Below are 21268 nucleotides of genomic sequence, written 5' to 3'. Positions count from 1 at the left end.
CAAAAGCGATGTCGTTGTGGGATAGAGCGATGCTGTCGAGACGTTTCATCATAGAAACCATCAACGACCAGTTAAAAAATATCTCTCAAATAGAACACTCAAGACATCGCAGTGTGCATGGTTTTATACTGAATATGATTGCGGGGGCTTATAGTCTATCAATTGAAAGACAATAAGCCACAACTGAACCTCACTAACGGGGAGTTTAATGCTATTGCAGTTATGGCTCGTTAAACCGATCTCAGGTTAAAGAGATTGTTGGGTTCAAGGCGGCGTTAAATATGACTGTTATACGTGAAGACTGAGGGTTACCCGAGCGGCTGTGATAGAGTATTGTCGATTCGGTCTGATGCTATGGCTTCGCTACGTAAACCAGTTTGCTGTACTTGTTCAAAAGAAACGCTTTGGGTGTGGGCATAGTCACCTATGGCCATCGTTTTTTTCTCTTGCTGCCAATCCGCCCCATATACAAAAGCCAGATAATCTTTGGTATCGGCAGGTATCTTGATTGTTGCGCCATGCCATTGTATGTCATCGCACACTTCAAAATGTACCGCTGGGGCATACCATAGGCCAAGGCTCGCGAGATGCACTGACTTACCTTGTTCGTTCCGCCTAAAACACACCGAAATCTCAAAAGGTTGATAATCCGGATTTTGATGCCTCAGGGTGTAACTCGCGACCCTGTGCTGCTGATCAATTAGCTGATCTAGCTGCCATTGTACTGGCGCCTGATATTGTTCAATAAACTGTTTTAACAGGGCGAGTACCGCGGCTTGTTCTGCCTCATCGACGGCAAAATCAATGTCATCATCCCAAGGCAGGATATCTTGATTGCGTATTAAACCCAGCAGGGTGCCAAAGTCTGCTACTAAACGGATCTGCCTTTGTGCCGCCATCTCAGATAATGTACACAACATATCACGGGCTAGCTGATGGGTTGCTGCATCGGCAAAAGGGGCTGCCGATTTGAGCTGATGTTTATCCGGTACCTGCAGTAGCTCAGGGGCTATTTGATATTGCTGCATCAGTTGTTGGCGTACTTCCTGAAACCACTGGGTAGTGATCACTAATCTGTCAAATTGTAAGTTGGCTAATTGAGCGGGACCGATCACAGGATAATTGGCAAAGGTGCTGCCATGCTTGGTCACATCATTATCACAGACGGCAATCACCTGTTCAGTGGCTGAGAGCTGTTTGATATAAGCTCTGGCTCCCTGACCAGCACCAAAAAGTACCAGTTTTTTCATGTATTACCCGCCTCTGCCAGTTGTAGTGCGCGTTGCAGCAATAAGTGGATCTCATCTTCATTCATTGGCAATACAAAATTGTCGGCTCGGCCGGGATTAACCATTTCCGGCACCAGCGCAGATAGCTGTTGCCATGACAGATATTGTGTCAGTTCGGAGTAAAGCGGCAACTGCACTAACCAGTCAGACAAACGGAGCAATAAGGGGTGTATATCTTGTGGTATAGCCTGCTTCGACAACACCAATTCAATAATAGCAGGCAGACTGAAACTGCAGGCTAAGCCGTGAGGCACAGCATAATGGCTGGTCAGCGGATAAGAAATCGAATGGGCGATGGCGGTTCTGTTGATGCTGATGGCAAGCCCCGCCAGAAAGCTGGCCTTCTGTAACTGCTCTCTGCCATTTAACTGATCCGGCTGTTTTAACACTGTCGTCAGATGCTGCATCACCAGCTCCAGCGCCTGAATGGCGTAGCCGCAGCTTATTGGCGTGTTGTGTTTATTCCACAAGGTTTCCACACTATGCGACACAGTATCTAATGCTGTATATAAAGTTTCTTGCCACGGCAGACTTAGCGTCAGTTCTGGTTGTAATAAGGTTAAAACCGGATACATGCCCGGATGAGCAAGCGAATACTTTTTATGAAACACAGCATCCCAGACGGTGGCAAAAGGGGTCACTTCTGCACCTGTGCCTGCTGTAGTAGGAATAGTAATTAAAGGCAGTGAAGGCAACCAGTCCAGAGGTTGTTTTTGTCTGAAATGCAGGTTCAGCAAACCATCAGCATGCTCCGGCTGCACCAGCGTTTGTGTCAGTACTTTCGCTGCATCCAAAGCGCTGCCGCCGCCCAAAGCAATCAGCAGCTGTGGTTTTAACGGACGAAATTGTGCCGTGAGTTTGTCTAATACATCCAGTTCAGGATTAGGAGTGATGCCATCAAACAGCAGAACTTCTGTCGCTTCGGTTAAATGCTGTGTTAGCTCTGCAACCACACCCCGTTTAGTAAAACCAGCACTGGTGATAATCAACACTGTTAAACCACGGCATTCACTGCTTAATGCTGCAAATGCACCAGGGCCAGTAACTAATAGAGTTTGCTGCTGCACGGGCAAATCGGACTCAGAGGCCGGCATCAATATACCTCATAAATGCGATTTTGTTTTGTTCTGCCGTGCTGTCCGGCCGTCCCAGATCATCCCGTGAGCCCTGAGCGATCAGCACTTCCAGTAATACAGGGCCTGTCAGCTGTTTTGCTTGTTGCATCGCCGCAGCAACTTCTGCAGCTGTGCTGGCTTTTAAATAGCTTTTATAATTTAGCGAGGTCGCCAAAGCGCCTATATTAATTTCACCAGCTACAGTAGGTTGCCCACCGACAGACTCGTGCGACTGATTGTTTAATACCAGATGCAATAAGTTAGCTGGCGCAACAGAGCCTATAATAGCCATAGCACCCAGATGCATCAGCATTGAACCATCACCATCAATACAGACCACAGCACGCTCTGGTTGCGCCATAGCCACACCTAATGCAATGGATGAAGTATGCCCCATAGCACCTACAGTTAAGAAATCACGCTGAGTTTCACCACGTTGTTTACGTAGCTCAAAGACTTCTCTGGAGGTTTTGCCGGTGGTGCTTACTACGGCTTCATCACCGGACAGGTTGTCCAGCACCACAGCCAGAGCTTCTTCACGTTTCATGGATGAAGCTGCAATCACCGCTCTGCCTGAATGGTAGTCGGCGAAGGCACCTTTACGAACCAGTAAGGCAACTGGGGACTGATGTCGTTGTGTGTACTCAACGGCCTGTTGTACCTGCAGCTGATAGTCAGAAGCAGAGTCGAGTACAAAATAAGGAATACTTAATAAATCCAGCAGAGCAGGGGTGATGCGGCCTTGTTTGATATGCTGAGGCTCATCTTTAACGCCTGGTTCACCACGCCAGCCGATAATCAGCAAAGCCGGAATTTTATACACTTCAGCGTCGGTCAATGAGGTCAGTGGGTTCACCAGATTACCCAGACCAGAGTTTTGCAGATAAACCGCTGCAACTTTGCCTGATGCAAGGTGATAACCCGCGGCCATCGCCAGCGCATTGCCTTCGTTGGCGGTAATACGGTGCTGGCTGGCTGGCAGCTGATCGTCGACATAAGCGCAAAGATTCGCTAATAACGAATCAGGCACACCAAAAAACATCTCGATCTGGTGCTGCTTTAAGCTCTGGGAAAAGGCATCTGGCTGGATCACTACTTCCCTCCCGGGATCAACTCAAGAATTTGTTGAATAGGCATCATATCGGCGTCTGCTTCGGCAGAGCGGCTATGGGTCAGGATAGACTGGGCAGTTTTGACCATAGCAGGGTAAGCGCTACGTAATAGCTGGTTGGCATAAATCACTACGTTAACACCATGGTCTTTCAGCTGTTTTTCAGTGACTTTGTTGTAACTGGATGGCACTGCCACCAGAGTTTTACGATTCTCTAACGTGTTGTATCTTTTACAAAATTCAAAAACTTCATCCGGCGTTTTTTCTCTGCTGTGGATCATAATGCCGTCGGCACCTGCATCGAGAAAAGCTTCAGCTCGTTCCATCGCATGATCAATACCCATGCCTAAAATCAGGCTTTCAATCCGGGCGATAATCATAAAATCACGGGTGGCCTGAGCATTTTTACCAGCGCGGATTTTGGCGCAGAAGTTTTCAATACTGTCCTGAGTTTGCTCAACATCAGTGCCAAACAAAGAGTTTTTCTTCAGACCGGTTTTATCTTCAATAATCACGGCCGACACGCCAAGGCGTTCAAGTGTTTTTACGGTAAAGACAAAGTGTTCAGTTTTGCCGCCGGTGTCACCATCATAAATAATAGGTTTAGTGGTTACTTCCAACACTTCGTTTAAGGTCACCATACGGGACGATACGTCTACCGCTTCAATATCAGGTTTACCTTTGGCGGTGGAGTCGGTCAGGCTGCTGCCCCACATGCCATCAAATTCCTGTGGGCCATCAGGGGTGTTCACTTTGGTATTTTCAATAATTAAACCGGACAGCGCGTTATGAATATCTAAAAAACGCACCAGAGGTTTAGCGGCCAACATACGGCGCAACGAACGCAGACGAATATCAGGCGTAGTGCCAATTTCTTTCATGGCAGCATGTAAGCGGGTAGAGGAAATACCCTGAGTGTATGGCACTTCTACCAGTTTACCGCCCCATTGAGCTAATGCATCAATCACCCGTTGTCTGGTTTTAGCCTGCACGCCATCTTGCCAGTCGTCACCGTGCACCACAAAATCAGGTTTTAATTGTTTCAGATTGGGCACGTAATCCAGCGTCGTTTGAGGGATCACTGTGCAAACGCCTTTGATATTTTCAACCACAATTTTGCGTTGCTCAAAGGTCATAAAAGGCACTCTTTTATAACTGGCAATGGCTTGATCGGTCAGCAATCCTACGGTGACGTCACCCAGTTCAGCTGCTTTTTTTAAAATATTCAGATGACCCGGATGAACCAGATCGGCACTCATACCTACATAGACGGATTTTGTCATGATAATTTTGGCAACCCTGTTTAAACATTTAATGAGAGTGGATCTATGTTACTACCTAAGTTAAGTTATCGTCCAATAAAGGAAATAGTTTAGAAACTCTGTTATTCAGCGACATTATTTTTTATTCTGTGATATTGCTGTAATTGGCATGGCTCCAATCCTTGCGTGGAATATGCCAGTCCTCTCCGTACAGCAACTGTAAATATTGCCTTGCATCGGCGGGAACCGTTAAAGACTGAACTTGGTACTCTAGGCTGATCCGTTCTGAGGTTAGGTCATTCGGCGCTTGCAAAAGTGGTGGTGCCAATCAGCATAGCAGCTCCAACTATATGGTTGGCATTATGGCTAAACTGGCAGCCAATATCAGTAATGAAAATCCTGAATTCCTGCAGATTTTTCATCCGATGTTGGTTTTGTGGTGGAAATATTTTTTGGAAGGAGAGCAATTATACATTGAAAAATCTTTTGTGTTGGATCAGGTCAGTGTCAGTTATTTAAGAAAGATAAAATAACCTGAGATCACTGTCAGAATTACAGCCTTGGGCCTAAATAGTATTTCAAGCCCAAGATTGTAGTGGCCTAATATTACTGAGTAATACAACGTTCAAGTCAGCCGATTTGCTTTTGATGATCCCGCAAGTACCACCAGTCAGGATGACAGCTGTTATTCAAAATATAACTGACATTGTTGATAAAATAATCTTCGCTGCGCCCATCATTAAATAGGATCTGTTTGCTGTGCTGTAATATTTTTTCAGCATACTGGCCAGGATTCTCCAGCATGGTAGCTATGGCTAAAAGTAGTGAGTTGACATCTGACACTGTAACGCCAAAGTGTTCGCGGTCCTGAATATAATCAAAATGCCCCAGTTGTTCTTTCAATAAGTGGTTACCTGGAGAAAAAAATACTACAGGGCGTTTGGTTGTCAGTGCAAAAGTAAATGCAGTTGACGAAGTGTCTGAGATTAACACTGCAGCACGGCCATAATTAGCCAGATAGTCTCCTCTGGAGCTGTCTAACTCGCAGCGAGAATGCTGGCAATATTCTATTGCTGCACGTATAGCATCTGCTGTTGGGCTATTTTTCCCTGCCCGTACTCTGGACAAGTCTTTAGGGTGAGGACGAAACACTATGCGATAGGACGGAAATGCCTGAACCAAAGCCTCAAGAATTGCGGATGCCTGATAAATAGAGTAGGTCAGCTCGGTTTTGTCCGGCATTTCAACACTGGCCGTAGGGGCGTATACCAGAGTATCTGATGCTTCAGCCATTTGCTGAAGTTTTAGTCTGTTGTAGTCCAATCGTGGATAACCACCAGGGATCAAGATGACTTCATTTTTATAGTCACCATCTAACAGTAGTTGTTTCATGCCATTAAAAGCTGGGCGCGATGAGGTGAAAATGTAATGGCGTTTTGGTTGCGAAATGGATTTATACAAAACGTCCTCAAACAAACAATAATCATAAATTACATGCATAAAAGTGACTTTGCAGACTGATGGCGCAGAACAAGGTATAAAGTGTGGTGTTATGGCTAGATCAGCAGTGTTATTGAGTACCGCAGAGAGATTACTTTGTAGATGTAATTGAATAGAATTATCGCCCGCTAAATCAGTTTCATCAGAGTAACTGATCACTTCGTAGTGGTTAGTCAGCTTTTCCGCCAAAGGATTGACGTGCTGACGAAAACCACCTCCTCCGGCACATCCGCCTGCGTAGAAATTAAAACTGATTAGGCTTTTTTTTCCGACTACTTTGGTTGATTTTAGTTGGGTTATGCGTTGTTCTAATGAGGGAATGTCACTTAATGGGACTTGCAGCAATTCAGGCAGCTTGATGCCTTCCTGATGTAAAGTTCGCAAAAACGTCAGGCTCGTTTCTGACTCTAAATTCAGGATTAATAACGGGTTTACCCCAGCAACTATAAGTCGGTTGCGGGCGGCTTCTTGATGTTTTTCCAGCGAAATTGCGATTAGTACACAAGTGTTGCTGGTTTGAACTGTGGCCTTTATTTGATCGCTGCTGTAAATAGGTAGGCTCTCTTTGGTGCCTGTAGCTATTTCGTCAATAAAACCCTGTACCACAACGCCCGTATCGGTGAGCATTTTCAAGGTCAGGGACGCAAAACTCCCCGCTCCGGCAATGTAATACGACAATGGCTGCATATAAACTCCTCGTGATTCTTGTCGTCTATCGGCTAGTAACTTTAATCTGTGCTGTATCTGCATAATGTGCGGAATATTGCAATAACAGCTTGATATAATTTGCATTTAATGCGAAGGCAAAATTGTCTGTACCGCCTGGTGCCAGCATCTCTGGCTGCAACAGATAAAGCAGCTGTCAGTCAATATACTGACTGAGTTCAGCATAAAGTGGCAGCTGCAAAAACCAATGGTATAGCTTTTCTAGCAATTGCATATCTTCCACCACAACTTCATGTGTTTTTAACCGTTCAATAATAGCTGGCAGACTAAAGCTACTGTCTTTGAGGCACGCCATAGTGGCTGATCAGCGGATAAGAGAACGAATGCGCTATGGTGGGCGGTTCTTTGATACTGATGGCAAGCCTTCCAGAAAGCAGGCTTTTGTAACTGTGCTTTGCCGTTTAGCTGATCCGGCTGTTGCAACATGGTAGTCAGGTGCTGCATCGTTATCGTCCAATAAAGGAAATAGTTTAGAAAAATGCCCATTTTTGTCAGGGCTTATTCTGTGATATTGCTGTAATTGGCATGGCTCCAGTCTTGTTTGGGTATATGCCAGTTGTCCCCGTACAGCAGCGTCAGATACTGCTGAGTGCTGGCCGGAATAGTTAAGACATGACCCTGATAATCCAGACTCACCCGTGCTGAGGTTAATTCGTCCGGAGCCTGCAAGGTCGTAGTGCCAACCAGCCAGTATCTTAAAGGGCCAACCTTATGCTTAATAATAAAGTCCACTAAATGCTCTGCAGACATGCCCGCGCTTTGCAACGTCACTTTAATAATACGCCAGCCTTGCTGTGGGCCTTCAGCTGTATCAAATATACCTGACTGATAACTGACCTGCCATGGCGTTGCGTGCTGAGCGTCGGCCGCGAGAAAAGATTGCAGCACTTCAAATGCGGCTTCTGCATGCTCAGCGTCAATGGCGATATCCACATCATTATCCCAGGGCAATAAATCTCCTTCCCTGACCAGTCCCAGCAAAGTGCCGTGGTCAATGTAATAGGGAATGTTTTTTTTGCTTAATACGCTGGTCAGTTGCAACATTAATTGCCTTGCCTGATGGTACAACTGCCCTCGTTGTAGCGGCTGTAATCCTTTCAATACTGTGGCTGATGCCACGGAAATGGCACTGGCTACTATGCCATATTGCCCTATGAGCTGCTGGCGGATTGGCTGAAAATACATGCTACAAATTACAATCTGACTCCAGTCGTACTGCTGGATTTGTGCCGGGCTAATCACCGGCACCTGATCAATAAAAGTGCCTTGTTTAGTGACGTCATTATCTGCTATTGCCAGCACAGTGGTATCCGCTTGCTGTTGGTACCAGTATAAGGCCCGTTGTCCACCGACGCTGGCACCAAATAAAATAATGGATTTTTTATGCACTGTCTTATACCTCTGTCAGCCCACACTCAGATGAATTTTTAGCTTCTGTCTTACTGTATCGTACTGGCCTGTTTATTGCTTTAACATTCAGATTTTACTAAGGTAGCTAAAGCAAAGGCGTGATGGAACTAAACAGAGAAAAAATGGGATCTGAAGTCAAAGTATATATTGCAGGCGCAGGGTCTTTTGCCGTGACTGTGTTGCATTGCCTGTTGCAGCTTGAGATCTCTGTTGACGGCGTTATTGATGAGCAACAGCAAAGCCCGTGGCACGATTTGCCGGTGTACAAAGCTTCTGAACTGGACGCAGCGATTCCTTGTGTCGTTTTTCTGGCGGTTTCCAGTGCAGTCCATCAACAGGCCGCATTACAAAGATTAACCTTAGCGGGTGTGCAGCGCTCACAGATCCTCAATGTGCAACATGACTCCGCTTTAGTTTTGTTAGAGTCTTTGTTTCAGCTGAATTACCCGGTCAAACCAGTGCTTTTAAGCCCTCCTTTAGTGGATATGGCTACTGTGGAACAGCGGATTTTGGGTCCTTTGTCAGAACGATTGCCTGCTCCTCAGCCAGACAGTCCTTTAATCAGTTTTCATTTTTATGGCAGGGCTGGTGCTTATCGTCAGCATTTAAACCCTGTAGCACAGCAGTTAGCTCAGACCTATCAGCTGGTCACTTTTTCTGACGAGCCAGATAAAGCCGAAGAAAAATCGGTGAATTTAGTGCTGCAATCTTTAAGTGCAAGTGAGCAAAACACCAGCTCAGCGCTGGCTATCTCATCCCGCTTCTGGCGTTGTGCGCATCCTGCTGTACCAAAACTAAGCTGTATGCATGTGATTTATGATTACGATCCCTTTGACCGTAAAGCTGATATAGCCCAGCCAGAGCGGCATTATATTTTTGCGTCCTCAAAGCCTGCTTTTGACCGGATGCAACAGGAATTAATAGCGGGTCAGTTTAAAAACCAGGTGGTGTTGATCCCTGGCGGTTACCCGAGGTTAGACAGCAACAGAGCCCAGTTTCAGCAGTATCAGGGGCCTGTCGATTGTATTATTTATGCACCTACCGCCAGTATGTTTGATATCCCGGATTGCCAGTGGAGTTACTCGCTTTATCATGGTGTGCAAATTCTGGCTGCGCTTGAGAAACACTTCCCGCAGTACCGGATTTTATTCAGACCTCATCCCGGAGATTTGGCCTATCTGCAATCGGGCAAACCGGCCAAAGCAGCACAGGCGTTGCGGGATACGCTGGCGTTTTGCCAGCAATCCCGTTGTGAACTGGATTTAGGCGGCTCCAGCTATATGGCAACCTATCAGCGCAGTGCTTTGATGGTATCCGACACTTCATCGACGGCTTTTACCTTTGCGTTAACCTGTCGCAGACCTGTAGTGTTTTACGCCCCAGATAATCAGAAACTAATGGAAAAATACGGTAATTTTTCTTCCATTAAGGACAGACCGGCTTTTGGCGCTTGTGTTTCGGATGTTCAGATGCTGGTCAGTACAGTACGGAATATGTTGCAGGCTCCAGGCCATTATAGGGAACGGATAGAGCTGCAGACTGAAAAAGTGTTGTTTAATGATGGCAATACAGTGAGCTATTTTAAAGATACAGTTAAAGCCATCCTTGGTGGATATGATTTACCAGGCTGGTGGCGTTTAGAATCGGGGCGGTGCAGCTGAAAATGTGGATTAAATAATGACTGATGTAATACAAAATAATGCTAATACAGGTCTGTGTCTTTGGGTAACAGGCTTGCCTGGTTCAGGAAAAACAACACTGGCGCAGCTGTTGCAGAAACAAATTAAAAGTCTGGTGGGCAGGCAATTTTTGTTGCTTGATGGCGATGAATTACGTGAGGTATTTGGCAGTACAACTTTGCATCAGTCAGAGCAACGCAAAAATTTGTCGTATCAGTACGCCCGGCTGGCACGGTTGCTTTGTTCGCAAGGGGCAAATGTTATTGTTTCAACTGTCTCAATGTTTGAAGACGTGCGGCAATGGAACAGAGAAAATATTACAAATTATCTGGAGATTTTTATTGATGTGCCGATAGAAGTCTTAATAAGCAGAGACAAGCATGGCCTCTACAGCGGCGCTATGCGTGGCGAAGTGAACAATGTATTGGGTATAAATGCCAGCTATGAGGCGCCTTTGAAACCAGATATCCGGATATGCCCTATGCCGGAGGACGAGGTGGAGAAAAGTCTGAAGCAGCTGATCAATGAATTAAAGTCAAAGATTGTGGAGTTAAATAATGAAAACTGAGTGGAATTACACTGAACTTGCGGAAGCCTATTTAAAGCGTCCTGACTATGCCGATGACGCTATCGACCAACTCTTTGCTCTGGCTGGCTTGGCGGCGGGAAAACATGCCTGTGATGTCGGTGCTGGTGTTGCACATTTGACTTTGCATTTATTAAAACGTGGTTTACAAGTCAATGCCGTTGAACCGAACGATGCAATGCGAAGCCGCGGAATTAAACGTACTGAAGGCATGAATGCAATCTGGTTTGAAGGGGTAGGTGAAGCAACAGGACAACAGTCTGGCGTGTTTGATATTGTTACTTTTGGCTCCTCTTTTAACGTCTGTGACAGACCAAAAGCTTTGTTGGAAGTAAAACGTATTGCCAAACCACAAGGCTGGTTTGCAGCTATGTGGAATCACCGCGATTTAACAGACCCAATTCAGTCTGAAATTGAAGCCCTGATCCGTACCCGTGTTGAAGGTTATGGTTATGGAGTGCGCCGTGAAGATCAAACCGAAGTGATGGAGCAAAGCGGCTTGTTTAACGCCGTTCATTATATTGAAGGCCATGTAGTGCATCAGCAGGATATTGCATCTGTAGTTGAAGCCTGGCGCTCACATGCCACTCTTGCCCGTCAGGCTGGCGACTTATTTGAACTGGTGATTGAAGATATTGAAAAATTTCTGCTGGCTTTAGGCACTGATCATATTCAAATCCCCTACACCACCAGGTTGTGGGCCGCGCAGCTGAAAGCATAAAGGGGCTATTATGGGGTTGTTGTTTGGTACTAAGGCACAGACGTTAGCCAACCTGGAAGGTCAGCTACAGCATGCCAGCGTATTGCCCCAACTGGTTGCCAACACGGCTGTATTGCAGCAGCCTGAATCACTTCAGCTGCTGCGCTCAGAACTGGAGAAACGGCAATGGCTGGATACTGATCTGGTGGTGCGAAGCAGTGCACAAAATGAAGACAGCTTTGAGCATTCTCTGGCAGGGCATTATGACTCTGTATTGCATGTGCGGGGATGGTTGGCTTGTTGTGACGCTATGCAAACCGTGGCCCGGTCTTATGGCCCATCCGCTGTAGATGAACAACTGCTGATCCAGCCCCAATTACTGGATGTGGCCCTCAGCGGTGTGATTTTCACTCGTGACCCTTCTACTTTGGGACACTATTGGGTGATTAATTATGATCCGCTGTCGGGTCGTACTGACTTAGTTACCTCTGGCGAAAAAGCCGAACTGGAAACCTGCTATATCGCCAAAAGTTGTCCTTTGTCTTATTACCCCGAAGGGCCATTAGGCAAATTGTTGCTGGCTGCAAAAGAGCTGGAACTACTGTTTAACTGTGACCATCTGGATATAGAGTTTGCTTTTGACCAGCAAGGCCACTGTTTTATTTTACAAGTCAGGCCTTTGGTTAAAGACTGGTCTGTGGCACCAACAGCAACGGAGTCGGCTGATGTGCTGGCTCAGGTGGCGCATAAGTTTGGCCAGTTAAACCGCCGTCATCCGTTTTTAGGCGGTGAGCGCACTGTATTTGGTGTGATGCCTGACTGGAATCCGGCTGAAATTATTGGTGTCAGGCCACGACCACTGGCTATGAGTTTATACAAAGAGCTGGTGACCGATAGTATCTGGGCTTACCAGCGTGATAATTACGGTTACAGAAACCTGCGCAGTTTTCCGCTGCTGCATAGTTTTGCCGGTGTGCCTTTTATTGATGTCAGGGTGAGTTTTAACTCTTTTGTGCCCGGAGATCTGGGCGATGAACTGACCGACAAGCTGGTGGATTATTACATCAGTCAACTGGTGAAAAACCCGACCCAACATGACAAAGTGGAGTTTGAAATCATTTTGTCCTGTTACACCCTGGATTTACCCCAGCGGCTGGAATCACTTAAAGCCCGTGGCTTTGACGATGATGAACTGATGTTATTGCAGCAATCATTACGGGGCCTGACCAACAGAATTATCAATTCTGAAAACGGTTTGTGGCTAAAAGATATCGAAAAAATAGAGATGCTAAAAACAAGGCAACAAAGCTTGTTTGACGCTGATTTACCGGTCTTTGATAAAATTTACTGGATCATCGAAGACTGTAAACGTTATGGCACTTTGCCTTTTGCCGGTTTGGCCCGGGCTGGTTTTATTGCAGTACAAATGCTGAAATCTATGGTGACAGTGGGCATTTTGTCAGAGCAAAATTACGCCAGCTTTATGAATTCTCTGGAAACCATCAGCTCTGCGTTGGGTAAAGATCAACAGCAGATGGAGCCGGACAGCTTTTTAGAACTCTATGGCCATTTGCGCCCCGGCACTTACGACATCACCAGCTTACGCTACGATGAAGCGCAGGAATTTTATTTAGCCAAATCAGCCGCCGTAGGCACTAAAAGCCTGGATGAATTCCATTTGTCATTAAAGCAGCTTGAGCAATTACAAAGTGCTTTAGACTCACATCAGCTGCAACACACCATCATCAGCTTGTTTAGTTTTCTTAAAAAAGCCATTGAAGGCCGTGAATACGCCAAGTTTGTCTTTACCCGCAGTCTGAGTCAGGTGCTGAAATTGCTGGCGGATTGGGGTGAACAGCATCAGTTAAACCGGGATCAGATGTCCTATCTGGATTATTCGGTGATCCGGCAGATGTACAGCAGCACAGTGGATGCAGGCCAGTTAATCCGCAGCAGCATAGCGTCTGGTAAACAGCAGTTTAAACAAACAGAATCTGTGGTGTTGCCAGCCTTAATTCATTCTGAGCAAAACATTTACCAGTTTCATTTAAGTGCAGATGAGCCGAACTTTATCACTTTGCAGTCCTGTATCGGTGAAGTGCAGTCCTGTACTTTAGGTCAGGATTTAGCGGGCAAAATTTTACTGATCCCAAGTGCGGATCCAGGCTATGACTGGATTTTCTCTCAGGGCATTATTGGTTTTATTACCAAATATGGCGGAGTGAATTCTCATATGGCCATAAGGGCTGCAGAGCTGAATATGCCGGCCATTATTGGCGCAGGTGAAAAGCTATATCGCCAATGTGAGCAGGCCAGAACACTGGAGTTGGATTGCAGCCAACGGCTGGTCAGGGTGTTGCAGTGAAGCTGGTGCTGGTCAGCCAAAGGGTTGAAGTCAATACAGCAACAACAGAACGCAGAGATATGCTGGATCAACGCTGGGCTTTGTTGTTGGCGCAAGCTGGTTTTATCGCCATGCCGGTGCCAAATCTGTTGCCACTTACGACTGAAAGCTTTTCAGGGCTGACTATCGCAGGTGTGGTGCTGAGTGGTGGCAATGATCTGGTGGCATACGGCGGTGATGCACCTGAACGGGATGCTCAGGAATCTACACTTCTGGAGTTAGCCAGGCTACAGCAGTGGCCGGTATTGGGGATTTGCCGTGGTATGCAACTGCTGACTCACTCTACAGGTGGCCAGTTGCAGCAGATTGGTGGCCATGTGGCGGTGCGGCATCAGCTGAATTTTGCCGGGCAGAATCGTTCTGTAAACAGCTTTCACCGCTGGGCTTGTCTGCCGGACTTGCAGCAATGGCAGGTGACAGCACAAAGTGCGGATCAGAGTATTGAGGCGATAGCGCACCGCAGCTTACCCTGGTGTGGCTGGATGTGGCATCCGGAGCGTGAAGCTGAGTTTCATCCGCAGGATGTGCAATTTATCCATGATTTTTTTTCGGGCTCTGCTTCATGAACCAAGTAAAAACAAAAGCATTAATTCTTGCTGCCGGACAAGGCAGCCGATTACGACCTTTTACTCAGTCTGCTCCTAAAGCCATGGTGCCTTTTGCTGATGTGCCTTTATTTGATTACCAACTGGCGGTGTTACGCCATTGTGGTATTGAACAAATTGCGGTTGTTACCGGGTACTGTGCTGAAACACTCGCTGCTTATCCGCTGCCGCAGTTTTATAACGCAGAACATCTGAGCACCAATATGGTGTACAGCTTGTTTTGTGCCGAAGACTTTATGGCAGGCAATGAGGATCTGTTGATTTGTTATTCCGACATTTTGTATCAACAGCAATTGATAGAGCAGTTACTGGCCACAGAAGCTGATGCTGCTGTAGTGGCTGATTTAAACTGGTTTAAACTCTGGAGCTGCAGAATGGATGACCCTTTATCCGACGCTGAGAGTTTTAAAGTCAAAGAGGGGTACCTGCTGGAATTAGGCAAAAAAGCATCTTCGCTGGATGATATCAGTGCGCAGTATACGGGTTTGATTAAAATCTCAGCCAGCCGCCTTGCCGATTTTATTCAGTGTTATCGTAGTTTGCCGGAAGACAGACTTTATGACGGTAAAACTAAAAGCCAGATGTTTATGACCAGTTTGCTGCAACTGATGATAGAGCAGGGCTGGCGTATTAAACCGGCCTATTGCAAAGGCGGCTGGCTGGAAATTGATACTGTGGAGGATCTGACTCAGTATCAGCAGATGGAGGCTGAGGGGCGCCTTTTGACTGAGCTGGCACTGGATATCCCTATGCTGAAAAATCTGCTGTTACAGGGTAAAGCTAGCCTATATCAGGACTAGTCACTATATTTTTACAATCTCCGTTATACTCTAGTCCTTTTTCAGGTCGTTAGTTGCCTTGCAGCATGCTAGGCAGTTCATATTCTAAATAATCTGCTAGTGCTAGCCAATCATAACGCTCCTGTGCCGCTAATATTGCGGGGAGCATAAGGGTGATTTCATCGGCTTGAGGCGCACTCTTTAGTATCGGCTCTAAGAGATTGAGACATTCACGGAATTGCTGTGAAGCTTCAGCCTCTCGCCCAAGTCTAAATTTATGGGCGGTAGCGATAAGTTTTGCAATAAGTGAATAAACAAGATCATTTGTCATTTGATAAATGCCTTATACTGAGCGCCATGGATCCTTGCTCCATCCAAACTCGATTGATAAAACTTAACATTATGTTTTGATTGAATATAGTGTTCAAGACTGCGCAAATATCCCCTAAAATTTAAATCAGTTGGCACTCTTTCACCATGACCGTTAATGAGCCAATGCTTTGCATTATTGACTTTGGGCCCCAGAGCCCCGTCAGGCCAAAATGCATGGGTTTTATTATTGGCATAACAGAAATCACAACCAAATAGGGATATTTGGTAGGCCCCTAAATACACGGCGAGATCGACGGCCGGATGAACGACACTGCCATTGGTAAATAATCGCTTCTTAGGAATTTTCTTCGCTAAATCATCATAGAGAGAGCTACTCGAATAAGCACAATACTTGGGGCCCTGCCATTGTGCGAGGATCAGAGGATTAATTTTGGGAAAGTAGACTAAGGTGACATGCCTTGTCTGTTCCATGGGGAAATGGTCTGGACGGATCTTAGGATCTATACTCAAAATAATATCAGGTAGTATATCGTGCTGAAGTAAAGCCTTAAATGAGGTATCAACTGCAATAATCAGTTGTCTCAATGATACTGGCTGTTGCGCTAATTCGAATAAATATGAATAGTGATCCTCGAGGGTAGGGCCCGAACCTATGACAATACAGTGTGAATTTCTATGGGTATTTAAGAGTAGTGCAGCATCAGGATCGTTTAATACACTGGGAATATTGGCATTAATTCTTGCCAATGACGTTTCATCAACCGTGTGTTTTTGATTCGCAAAATTGCGGTTGAGTTCGTAGACGAGCAAATCTCGAGTAATGGCATTCTCATTACTGGTCAAAATTAACTCTGGCGTAATCGCAATATAGGGATAAACTAAGGTTTTATTTGCATGTTCCTTTAAACTAACTTTTGGATGCTTTAACCATTCGCTTTGATCTGTGTAACTGATGAGGAGGGCAAAAACGCTGAGGTTTAAAATGCAAACATCAATTGAAAGATACTGTGGATTATCGATAAGTAAACTTGGTACATCTCCCATACCGACACCGTAGACGGTTACGTGAGTTGCATCTGCAGGTAATGTACTGATAAAGAGCCGTGCTTCGGCGATGCGGTCATGACGACTACTGAGCTGAATACCATTAACACTGATAGTTTGATTACGACCGTTGATAAGGTGAGCATCTAATTCATTGATGGTTTGGTTTTTAATCGCAGCAGCTACGATAGGCCAACGCTTAACGATAATATTGAGATTAGACGCAAATAGCTCGGTCATTCCGTTTCTCCGGAAGATTTCTGGGAGTTTGATATCACCAAGGTCACTATCTGGTCTCTCCACAGGGACTCGAACCCCGATCGGCCGCTTAGGAGGCGGCTGCTCTATCCTGTTGAGCTATGAAGAGACGACAGTGATTATACTGGTTTTATCTTTGATTAAAAGGCTTATGATTTAGTTGCTTAAATCTTAAGCGCTATGTCGTTTATCTGTACATTGTAGGCGGCATTTTGGTCTACAAGTACTGCGGTGGCGCTTTCTTCGCTTACTTGCTCAATTTTTACCGTTGCACGACTTTTGGTCGCGACGGCGCGCATTTCATTGAGTCTATCGGGTAAGTTTTGTTGTAATACTACTTGGAATTTATCACCGACACGAATGCCATGTTTACGGCCTAGATTTAATATAATCCTGTCTGCTTGTCGGCTAACGACTTGGCCAAGTAATGGCCTGCAATTAAGTGTGCTGTCTAAATCTCGGGTAGCTTGCAATATTAATTGAGTAATACTTTTTCCATAGGAGGAACGCCAGAATCTATTACTGTTGGGAGCAATGATAGCCTGTTCTTCAAATTCCCATGGGGCTGATGTGCTGTAGCTTTTGCTCCAGACCTCTTCGCCACTGATCCCATGATAGAGGCTGAGTTTGAATTGAAATTGCCTTAGCGGAGCTTCATCCCAAAATCCTAAGAAGGTGGGTTGTACAGGCTCTATCGATATATCAATGATCTGCGGTTGAAGAATATATTGGCTGTCGGTAATTTCACTGAGCCAGCTTGGGAGTCGATAACCGCGAATATCCACTAGGTCTTGTTCAATATCGAGTCGCTCGTTAGCATGGATGTGACTAAAGCCAGTTGAAGAGTAATCTTCTATAGTGTTCCCTAACGCCTCTGAAATGACCTCTTCAAAGCCTGAAAGTTGTCCATATCTAAGCTGAGAACGATCTTTTATTTGTGTTTGAGGTATTAAAATAGCGGCCTTTAATTGGCCATTAGGACACTGTTGTGTTGGATCATCATTTAGATCGAGGCGTAGGGATACATATATTTTATTTCCCTGAATTTGTTCACTAACGAGTTGGATGTTTATGGCTTGGGCGTTGCGATTTATCGCAAAGTTATTTTGTGTGAGGTTACCATTAGAGGTTTGTTGCTCACTGGATATTTGAATACCTGTGCTTAATGTCGCATAGCTAACAGCTTGATTAATTGCTTCTTCCCTTGCTTGAGCTGTATTACCATTGATAATAGTTGCTTCTCCGCTGGCTTCTATCCATTCGGCTCTGGTGGGCAAAGAAAGTAGTAAAAGGCTCAAAATGATGAGCGAAGCTGAACCTGGTATGTGCATCAATTCAATCCTTATCGCTAAGCTAATGGCGATATTACCAATCGAGCCAGTTTTCTGACTCTTAATCTAATATGTCAATAAAGCAAATTTCGTGCCTGAGTATGAGAACTTTTGATAAAGTTTCCATTGTTACAGTCGATATACTGCGTAATAGAAGAATATTGTCGGACTGAGGTTAATATTGGTCCAAAGATTGCTGGTTTTTGTTACTCATTAAAAATTTGAAGCTTAGAAAGTGAGTCACTTGACTGCCAATGCACCCATAGATGAGGTAAATCCAATGCTAAAGCGTGTGATTATTCCCTTAACATTGATAATGTTAGGTGGATGTGTAGCTAAACCGGTTACGCCGCACAAACCGAGTTTAGTGGATGGCAATGGGTTGCCGCCAACGGCAGTGATCAACCATTTAGCACAGCGAATAGTGACTGAGCTCGTTAAGCAAAATGATGCTTTGCGTGCTGATCAACCTATCGTAGTTGCAACACCAGTATTAGTGGGCGATTTGAATGGCACTAATGCGTTAGCGCAACAGTTACAGCAAGGATTAATGACGTCGCTCCATAGCTTTCAGTTTAATGTGGTGGATTTAAACTTAGCTGATGGCTTGAGAGTCACATCTGACGGGGATTTTATTTTGACGCGAGATTGGCAAAAATTGTCGAAAGATCTTCCTGTTGAGCATCTTGTCGTTTCGACTATGAGCGTAGTAACCAATGGTATGGCGATCAATACTCGGATTGTGAACATTAGTAACAATCGCGTGGTATCGGCATCTCAAACTTTTGTGACTCAAAAAGAGTTGGCAAACTACATGCAGCCTTCGGAGCAAATTGTGTCACAAAATGGCATCTTATATCGTCAGGCGAGTCCAGGCATGAATGAAGTGCGTGTCTTAGGAGATGGAAAATGAAACACTACTTTTTATTACTTATCACGGGGCTAATGCTAACTGGCTGCGCTGCTAAAGATAGATATGTGCAATGGGAAGATGTGCCGCCACCGAGTTTTCCTAAGTTAACGGCTATAGGATATGCGCCGTTAGCGACTCAACCGGCTAAAGAGCAATCACAAAGAGTGTTGATGGCTATGCAGGCATCAAAAATTGTGGCTTATCGTGAATTAGCGGAACAAGTTTATGGGCAGAAAATAACGGCAAACAGCAGTGTCAGTGATTGGATGTTGACGGACGATAATGTCAAAGCGTCAGTTTCTGGCGTGATCCGCGGCGCACGAGTCGTTAAGAGTTATCCAGCAGGCGAGCATTATGTCACTGAGTTAGAACTTGATTTTTCACAGGTTTGGGCGCTTTATCAACAACAAAACCGTCCACAACGAGTGAAGGAAGTGACGTATTTCTAGCGTTTTTGAGAGTATGTTCAACAGCATGTATTGAGCCGCGTATTTACGCGGCTTTTCTTTTTGTACAAGACATTAATATCTAATCAGAGCTTAGAAAAGGGAATGCTAAGTGGGAGTGATGCGCTTGTTAGGCCTTTAAATCATTGCCTAAACTTGAGATAGTCGAGGTCTTGCCTTTATCGTTATAGGTGAGGCTGGAGGCGTTTCTGCTGGCTTGTAAAGCTTGAGCAAAGCGATTTAAACTCGCTAAATTCATCTCAATTAAACTGGCATTTTGTTCGTTTAATTCTTTGCATTCAGTCAATGCGTCTTTGATCTCGGCCATTTTATGCACGAGTTCGACTTGCTGAGTGAGTCGCGATTTATCACTGTGGTTTGCCAGAATATCATCATTAGTCTTTAGTTCTTTCAGACATTGCGATTTTTCGTTAGCAAGGGAAAGCAGTAAATCGGCGTTTTGGTCAACCAAAGCGCCTTTTTCCTTGAGTATGATTTGCTTAAGAACAGCCAAATGGGCGTGTTGTAGATCTACCAGTTTAGCTATTTCAGTCATAGTTACTCTTTATTTAAGTCATTAAGTTCGGCTTCAAAACTTGCAATATTGGCAGCCAACTTTTCAGGGTCAATTTTATAGCGACCTTCGGCAATAGCTTGTTTGATTTCTGCTACTTTCTTTTGATCAACTTCAGGAAGGCTAGCCATTTTAGTCTGAGCTCCTTGAAGTTGTTGTGCCTGGGCCGTAATGACCACTGAGTCGCTTCTCTGTGGTGTTGTCGATTTTGTAGCAACTTGAGCAGATTGATCGCTGCTCGTTTTCGTTGCGCCTGAACGAACTTGCGCAGTCGTTGCAGTGTTGAGTTTGCTAATATCAATTGCCATTTTAGGCTCCAGCGTCGTGTGTACGGGATTTCTTAACTGGGGTATCGGCAGCTTACAAAAAAGCTTTAGATTATTTTACATTCTTACTTCAACTTCGCCAATGCCTGTGACTATAGCATCTAGTTCTTTGTTTGAACTGCTATTTTTGACTCTGATCCGATCACCTTTATTGCCATCTTGTAGGGCTTCGCCCACTGTTTTGAGCTCGAATGAGCCAGAACGAACGTAGATAGATACCGAATCACTTTTACAAACGAAGCATAAGTTGTTGCTTAATATGGGATTATCTTTTGCTACTCGTCGTTTTACTCGCACGCCAGCCAATTTACTCGGGTCATCGAATTCGGCACCTCTCAAGCTATTTTGTTCAATGTAACGGACTTCTACTTGACTAGGAGAGATGAGTTCGCCTGGTGCTAAGATTTCGGTTGAGACAACAACGGGGAATAAGATATCCACCCGAACCGAGATATAGATTTGCCAAGGGTAAGCTAAGTCTTGTGTATCGCAGCTGACTTTTAAGGTGTTATTACGGCTAATTTCCCTATCGCTAGCCAGTTCAACTTTCATTGGAGACGAACATTGTGACGGCAGCATTCTTGCGTCAACCATCTGTGGCGAAATATTTACTTTGGCATTTTCTGGAACGGATATTTTTTCTGAAATAAGCGCTTTAGCTAATTCTGAGATTGCCGATACGGTGGGGACAATAGGCTCTGCACTCGCAAAAGCGGGTATGAAGAGGGTGAAAAGACTAAAAAAACAGACTAAATTTACTTTCATAATGAAGAGACTAGCTTGTAACGCCAGAATGCACCTATACTTTTATTAAGTTCGAAGCTGACCACTGTAATAATAATTTGCATCACTGTCAGAAGATTGACTCAGTTTCGAC

Annotated in this window: 23 protein-coding genes, 1 tRNA gene and 1 pseudogene; 10 read left to right on the top strand and 15 right to left on the bottom strand. The window is 45.1% G+C overall.

Annotated elements, in window-relative coordinates:
* Nucleotides 1–234: pseudogene (locus tag KFE26_RS15725) on the top strand (transposase); the annotation flags it as partial.
* A gap of 74 nt (nucleotides 235–308) precedes the next feature.
* On the opposite strand, the gene KFE26_RS15720 reads toward KFE26_RS15725, so the two are convergent.
* The 5 genes from KFE26_RS15720 to KFE26_RS15700 form a co-directional block, all read right to left on the bottom strand.
* Nucleotides 309–1250: a nucleoside-diphosphate sugar epimerase/dehydratase gene (locus KFE26_RS15720; protein WP_212600959.1), complete on the bottom strand. Its 942-nt coding sequence runs from the start codon at nucleotides 1248–1250 to the stop codon at nucleotides 309–311.
* Nucleotides 1247–2383: a phosphonoacetaldehyde reductase gene (locus KFE26_RS15715; RefSeq protein WP_212600958.1), complete on the bottom strand. Its 1137-nt coding sequence runs from the start codon at nucleotides 2381–2383 to the stop codon at nucleotides 1247–1249. The genes KFE26_RS15720 and KFE26_RS15715 overlap by 4 nt, the downstream gene beginning before the upstream one ends.
* Nucleotides 2370–3497, bottom strand: coding sequence for a phosphonopyruvate decarboxylase (aepY, locus tag KFE26_RS15710; RefSeq protein ID WP_212600957.1), 1128 nt, complete (start codon nucleotides 3495–3497; stop codon nucleotides 2370–2372). Before aepY ends, KFE26_RS15715 begins: the two co-directional genes overlap by 14 nt.
* Entirely contained in the window at nucleotides 3497–4798 is a 1302-nt protein-coding gene (gene aepX / locus KFE26_RS15705) for a phosphoenolpyruvate mutase (RefSeq protein ID WP_212600956.1), read from the bottom strand. Before aepX ends, aepY begins: the two co-directional genes overlap by 1 nt.
* Nucleotides 4799–4919: 121 nt before the next feature.
* Nucleotides 4920–5105 carry a hypothetical protein gene (locus KFE26_RS15700; protein WP_212600955.1) on the bottom strand — a complete coding sequence of 62 codons (186 nt, stop codon included), beginning with the start codon at nucleotides 5103–5105 and terminating at the stop codon, nucleotides 4920–4922.
* 34 nt (nucleotides 5106–5139) lie between these two features.
* On the opposite strand from KFE26_RS15700, the gene KFE26_RS15695 reads away from it, so the two are divergent.
* Nucleotides 5140–5310 carry a hypothetical protein gene (locus KFE26_RS15695; protein WP_212600954.1) on the top strand — a complete coding sequence of 57 codons (171 nt, stop codon included), beginning with the start codon at nucleotides 5140–5142 and terminating at the stop codon, nucleotides 5308–5310.
* Between the two features lie 97 nt (nucleotides 5311–5407).
* On the opposite strand, the gene KFE26_RS15690 is transcribed toward KFE26_RS15695, so the two are convergent.
* The 3 genes from KFE26_RS15690 to KFE26_RS24340 form a co-directional block, all read right to left on the bottom strand.
* The gene (locus tag KFE26_RS15690; RefSeq protein WP_212600953.1) at nucleotides 5408–6964 is read right to left on the bottom strand and encodes a CDP-glycerol glycerophosphotransferase family protein; all 1557 of its coding nucleotides are present in this window, start codon (nucleotides 6962–6964) and stop codon (nucleotides 5408–5410) included.
* A gap of 279 nt (nucleotides 6965–7243) precedes the next feature.
* Nucleotides 7244–7447 (bottom strand): hypothetical protein, encoded by a 204-nt coding sequence (locus KFE26_RS15685; protein ID WP_212600952.1) that lies wholly within the window; start codon nucleotides 7445–7447, stop codon nucleotides 7244–7246.
* A gap of 54 nt (nucleotides 7448–7501) precedes the next feature.
* Nucleotides 7502–8392 carry a LicD family protein gene (locus KFE26_RS24340; protein ID WP_212600951.1) on the bottom strand — a complete coding sequence of 297 codons (891 nt, stop codon included), beginning with the start codon at nucleotides 8390–8392 and terminating at the stop codon, nucleotides 7502–7504.
* Between the two features lie 122 nt (nucleotides 8393–8514).
* On the opposite strand from KFE26_RS24340, the gene KFE26_RS15675 reads away from it, so the two are divergent.
* From KFE26_RS15675 to KFE26_RS15650, 6 genes are read left to right on the top strand one after another with little or no spacing between them, the layout of a single operon-like run.
* Complete coding sequence (locus tag KFE26_RS15675) at nucleotides 8515–10074, top strand: CDP-glycerol glycerophosphotransferase family protein (RefSeq protein WP_212600950.1); 1560 nt, start codon at nucleotides 8515–8517, stop codon at nucleotides 10072–10074.
* Nucleotides 10075–10090: 16 nt separating this feature from the next.
* On the top strand, nucleotides 10091–10660 hold the full coding sequence (locus KFE26_RS15670) for an adenylyl-sulfate kinase (protein WP_212600949.1): 570 nt from the start codon (nucleotides 10091–10093) through the stop codon (nucleotides 10658–10660).
* Nucleotides 10650–11399 carry a class I SAM-dependent methyltransferase gene (locus KFE26_RS15665; protein WP_212600948.1) on the top strand — a complete coding sequence of 250 codons (750 nt, stop codon included), beginning with the start codon at nucleotides 10650–10652 and terminating at the stop codon, nucleotides 11397–11399. Before KFE26_RS15670 ends, KFE26_RS15665 begins: the two co-directional genes overlap by 11 nt.
* A 10-nt stretch (nucleotides 11400–11409) precedes the next feature.
* Entirely contained in the window at nucleotides 11410–13743 is a 2334-nt protein-coding gene (locus KFE26_RS15660) for a PEP/pyruvate-binding domain-containing protein (RefSeq protein WP_212600947.1), read from the top strand.
* Nucleotides 13710–14348, top strand: a complete 639-nt coding sequence (locus tag KFE26_RS15655) for a gamma-glutamyl-gamma-aminobutyrate hydrolase family protein (RefSeq protein ID WP_212600946.1) — start codon at nucleotides 13710–13712, stop codon at nucleotides 14346–14348. The genes KFE26_RS15660 and KFE26_RS15655 overlap by 34 nt, the downstream gene beginning before the upstream one ends.
* A complete protein-coding gene (locus KFE26_RS15650) occupies nucleotides 14345–15187 on the top strand; it encodes an NTP transferase domain-containing protein (protein ID WP_212600945.1) in 843 nt (280 codons plus the stop codon). The genes KFE26_RS15655 and KFE26_RS15650 overlap by 4 nt, the downstream gene beginning before the upstream one ends.
* Nucleotides 15188–15236: 49 nt before the next feature.
* Here the strand turns inward: KFE26_RS15650 and KFE26_RS15645 are convergent, their stop codons facing one another.
* The 4 genes from KFE26_RS15645 to KFE26_RS15630 all read right to left on the bottom strand — a co-directional run bounded on the left by KFE26_RS15645 (nucleotide 15237) and on the right by KFE26_RS15630 (nucleotide 18132).
* Nucleotides 15237–15497: a hypothetical protein gene (locus KFE26_RS15645; RefSeq protein WP_212600944.1), complete on the bottom strand. Its 261-nt coding sequence runs from the start codon at nucleotides 15495–15497 to the stop codon at nucleotides 15237–15239.
* Nucleotides 15494–16783 carry a motility associated factor glycosyltransferase family protein gene (locus KFE26_RS15640; protein WP_212600943.1) on the bottom strand — a complete coding sequence of 430 codons (1290 nt, stop codon included), beginning with the start codon at nucleotides 16781–16783 and terminating at the stop codon, nucleotides 15494–15496. The genes KFE26_RS15645 and KFE26_RS15640 overlap by 4 nt, the downstream gene beginning before the upstream one ends.
* Before the next feature lie 51 nt (nucleotides 16784–16834).
* A tRNA-Arg gene (locus tag KFE26_RS15635) sits at nucleotides 16835–16910 on the bottom strand.
* A gap of 55 nt (nucleotides 16911–16965) precedes the next feature.
* Nucleotides 16966–18132, bottom strand: a complete 1167-nt coding sequence (locus KFE26_RS15630) for a flagellar assembly protein FlgT (RefSeq protein WP_131523072.1) — start codon at nucleotides 18130–18132, stop codon at nucleotides 16966–16968.
* A 280-nt stretch (nucleotides 18133–18412) separates the two neighbouring features.
* Between KFE26_RS15630 and KFE26_RS15625 the strand changes: the two genes are divergently transcribed.
* A complete protein-coding gene (locus tag KFE26_RS15625) occupies nucleotides 18413–19045 on the top strand; it encodes a FlgO family outer membrane protein (protein WP_212600963.1) in 633 nt (210 codons plus the stop codon).
* Nucleotides 19042–19494, top strand: coding sequence for an LPP20 family lipoprotein (locus tag KFE26_RS15620; protein WP_212600942.1), 453 nt, complete (start codon nucleotides 19042–19044; stop codon nucleotides 19492–19494). The genes KFE26_RS15625 and KFE26_RS15620 overlap by 4 nt, the downstream gene beginning before the upstream one ends.
* Nucleotides 19495–19621: 127 nt before the next feature.
* On the opposite strand, the gene KFE26_RS15615 is transcribed toward KFE26_RS15620, so the two are convergent.
* The 3 genes from KFE26_RS15615 to flgA all read right to left on the bottom strand — a co-directional run bounded on the left by KFE26_RS15615 (nucleotide 19622) and on the right by flgA (nucleotide 21156).
* Nucleotides 19622–20047: a flagella synthesis protein FlgN gene (locus KFE26_RS15615; protein WP_212600941.1), complete on the bottom strand. Its 426-nt coding sequence runs from the start codon at nucleotides 20045–20047 to the stop codon at nucleotides 19622–19624.
* A gap of 2 nt (nucleotides 20048–20049) precedes the next feature.
* On the bottom strand, nucleotides 20050–20373 hold the full coding sequence (flgM, locus tag KFE26_RS15610) for a flagellar biosynthesis anti-sigma factor FlgM (protein WP_107948432.1): 324 nt from the start codon (nucleotides 20371–20373) through the stop codon (nucleotides 20050–20052).
* Nucleotides 20374–20448: 75 nt separating this feature from the next.
* Nucleotides 20449–21156, bottom strand: a complete 708-nt coding sequence (gene flgA, locus KFE26_RS15605; RefSeq protein ID WP_212600940.1) for a flagellar basal body P-ring formation chaperone FlgA — start codon at nucleotides 21154–21156, stop codon at nucleotides 20449–20451.
* Nucleotides 21157–21268 lie beyond the last annotated feature (112 nt).

The organism is Shewanella sp. M16 (assembly GCF_018224605.1).
GTDB lineage: Bacteria > Pseudomonadota > Gammaproteobacteria > Enterobacterales > Shewanellaceae > Shewanella > Shewanella oncorhynchi.
Note: the sequence above shows the minus strand (reverse complement) of the source record. Positions and strands in the feature narration are given on the sequence as shown.

Excerpts from the sequence above, each read along its gene's own strand:
- KFE26_RS15670 (WP_212600949.1), top strand. The coding sequence starts at position 10,091 with ATGACTGATGTAATACAAAATAATGCTAATACAGGTCTGTGTCTTTGG.
- KFE26_RS15650 (WP_212600945.1), top strand. The coding sequence starts at position 14,345 with ATGAACCAAGTAAAAACAAAAGCATTAATTCTTGCTGCCGGACAAGGC.
- KFE26_RS15645 (WP_212600944.1), bottom strand. The coding sequence starts at position 15,497 with ATGACAAATGATCTTGTTTATTCACTTATTGCAAAACTTATCGCTACC.
- aepX (WP_212600956.1), bottom strand. The coding sequence starts at position 4,798 with ATGACAAAATCCGTCTATGTAGGTATGAGTGCCGATCTGGTTCATCCG.
- KFE26_RS15695 (WP_212600954.1), top strand. The coding sequence starts at position 5,140 with ATGGCTAAACTGGCAGCCAATATCAGTAATGAAAATCCTGAATTCCTG.
- KFE26_RS15640 (WP_212600943.1), bottom strand. The coding sequence starts at position 16,783 with ATGACCGAGCTATTTGCGTCTAATCTCAATATTATCGTTAAGCGTTGG.
- KFE26_RS15660 (WP_212600947.1), top strand. The coding sequence starts at position 11,410 with ATGGGGTTGTTGTTTGGTACTAAGGCACAGACGTTAGCCAACCTGGAA.
- KFE26_RS15615 (WP_212600941.1), bottom strand. The coding sequence starts at position 20,047 with ATGACTGAAATAGCTAAACTGGTAGATCTACAACACGCCCATTTGGCT.
- KFE26_RS15675 (WP_212600950.1), top strand. The coding sequence starts at position 8,515 with ATGGAACTAAACAGAGAAAAAATGGGATCTGAAGTCAAAGTATATATT.
- flgA (WP_212600940.1), bottom strand. The coding sequence starts at position 21,156 with ATGAAAGTAAATTTAGTCTGTTTTTTTAGTCTTTTCACCCTCTTCATA.
- KFE26_RS15685 (WP_212600952.1), bottom strand. The coding sequence starts at position 7,447 with ATGCAGCACCTGACTACCATGTTGCAACAGCCGGATCAGCTAAACGGC.
- KFE26_RS15720 (WP_212600959.1), bottom strand. The coding sequence starts at position 1,250 with ATGAAAAAACTGGTACTTTTTGGTGCTGGTCAGGGAGCCAGAGCTTAT.
- KFE26_RS15630 (WP_131523072.1), bottom strand. The coding sequence starts at position 18,132 with ATGCACATACCAGGTTCAGCTTCGCTCATCATTTTGAGCCTTTTACTA.
- KFE26_RS15715 (WP_212600958.1), bottom strand. The coding sequence starts at position 2,383 with ATGCCGGCCTCTGAGTCCGATTTGCCCGTGCAGCAGCAAACTCTATTA.
- KFE26_RS15625 (WP_212600963.1), top strand. The coding sequence starts at position 18,413 with ATGCTAAAGCGTGTGATTATTCCCTTAACATTGATAATGTTAGGTGGA.
- KFE26_RS15665 (WP_212600948.1), top strand. The coding sequence starts at position 10,650 with ATGAAAACTGAGTGGAATTACACTGAACTTGCGGAAGCCTATTTAAAG.
- KFE26_RS15690 (WP_212600953.1), bottom strand. The coding sequence starts at position 6,964 with ATGCAGCCATTGTCGTATTACATTGCCGGAGCGGGGAGTTTTGCGTCC.
- flgM (WP_107948432.1), bottom strand. The coding sequence starts at position 20,373 with ATGGCAATTGATATTAGCAAACTCAACACTGCAACGACTGCGCAAGTT.
- KFE26_RS15620 (WP_212600942.1), top strand. The coding sequence starts at position 19,042 with ATGAAACACTACTTTTTATTACTTATCACGGGGCTAATGCTAACTGGC.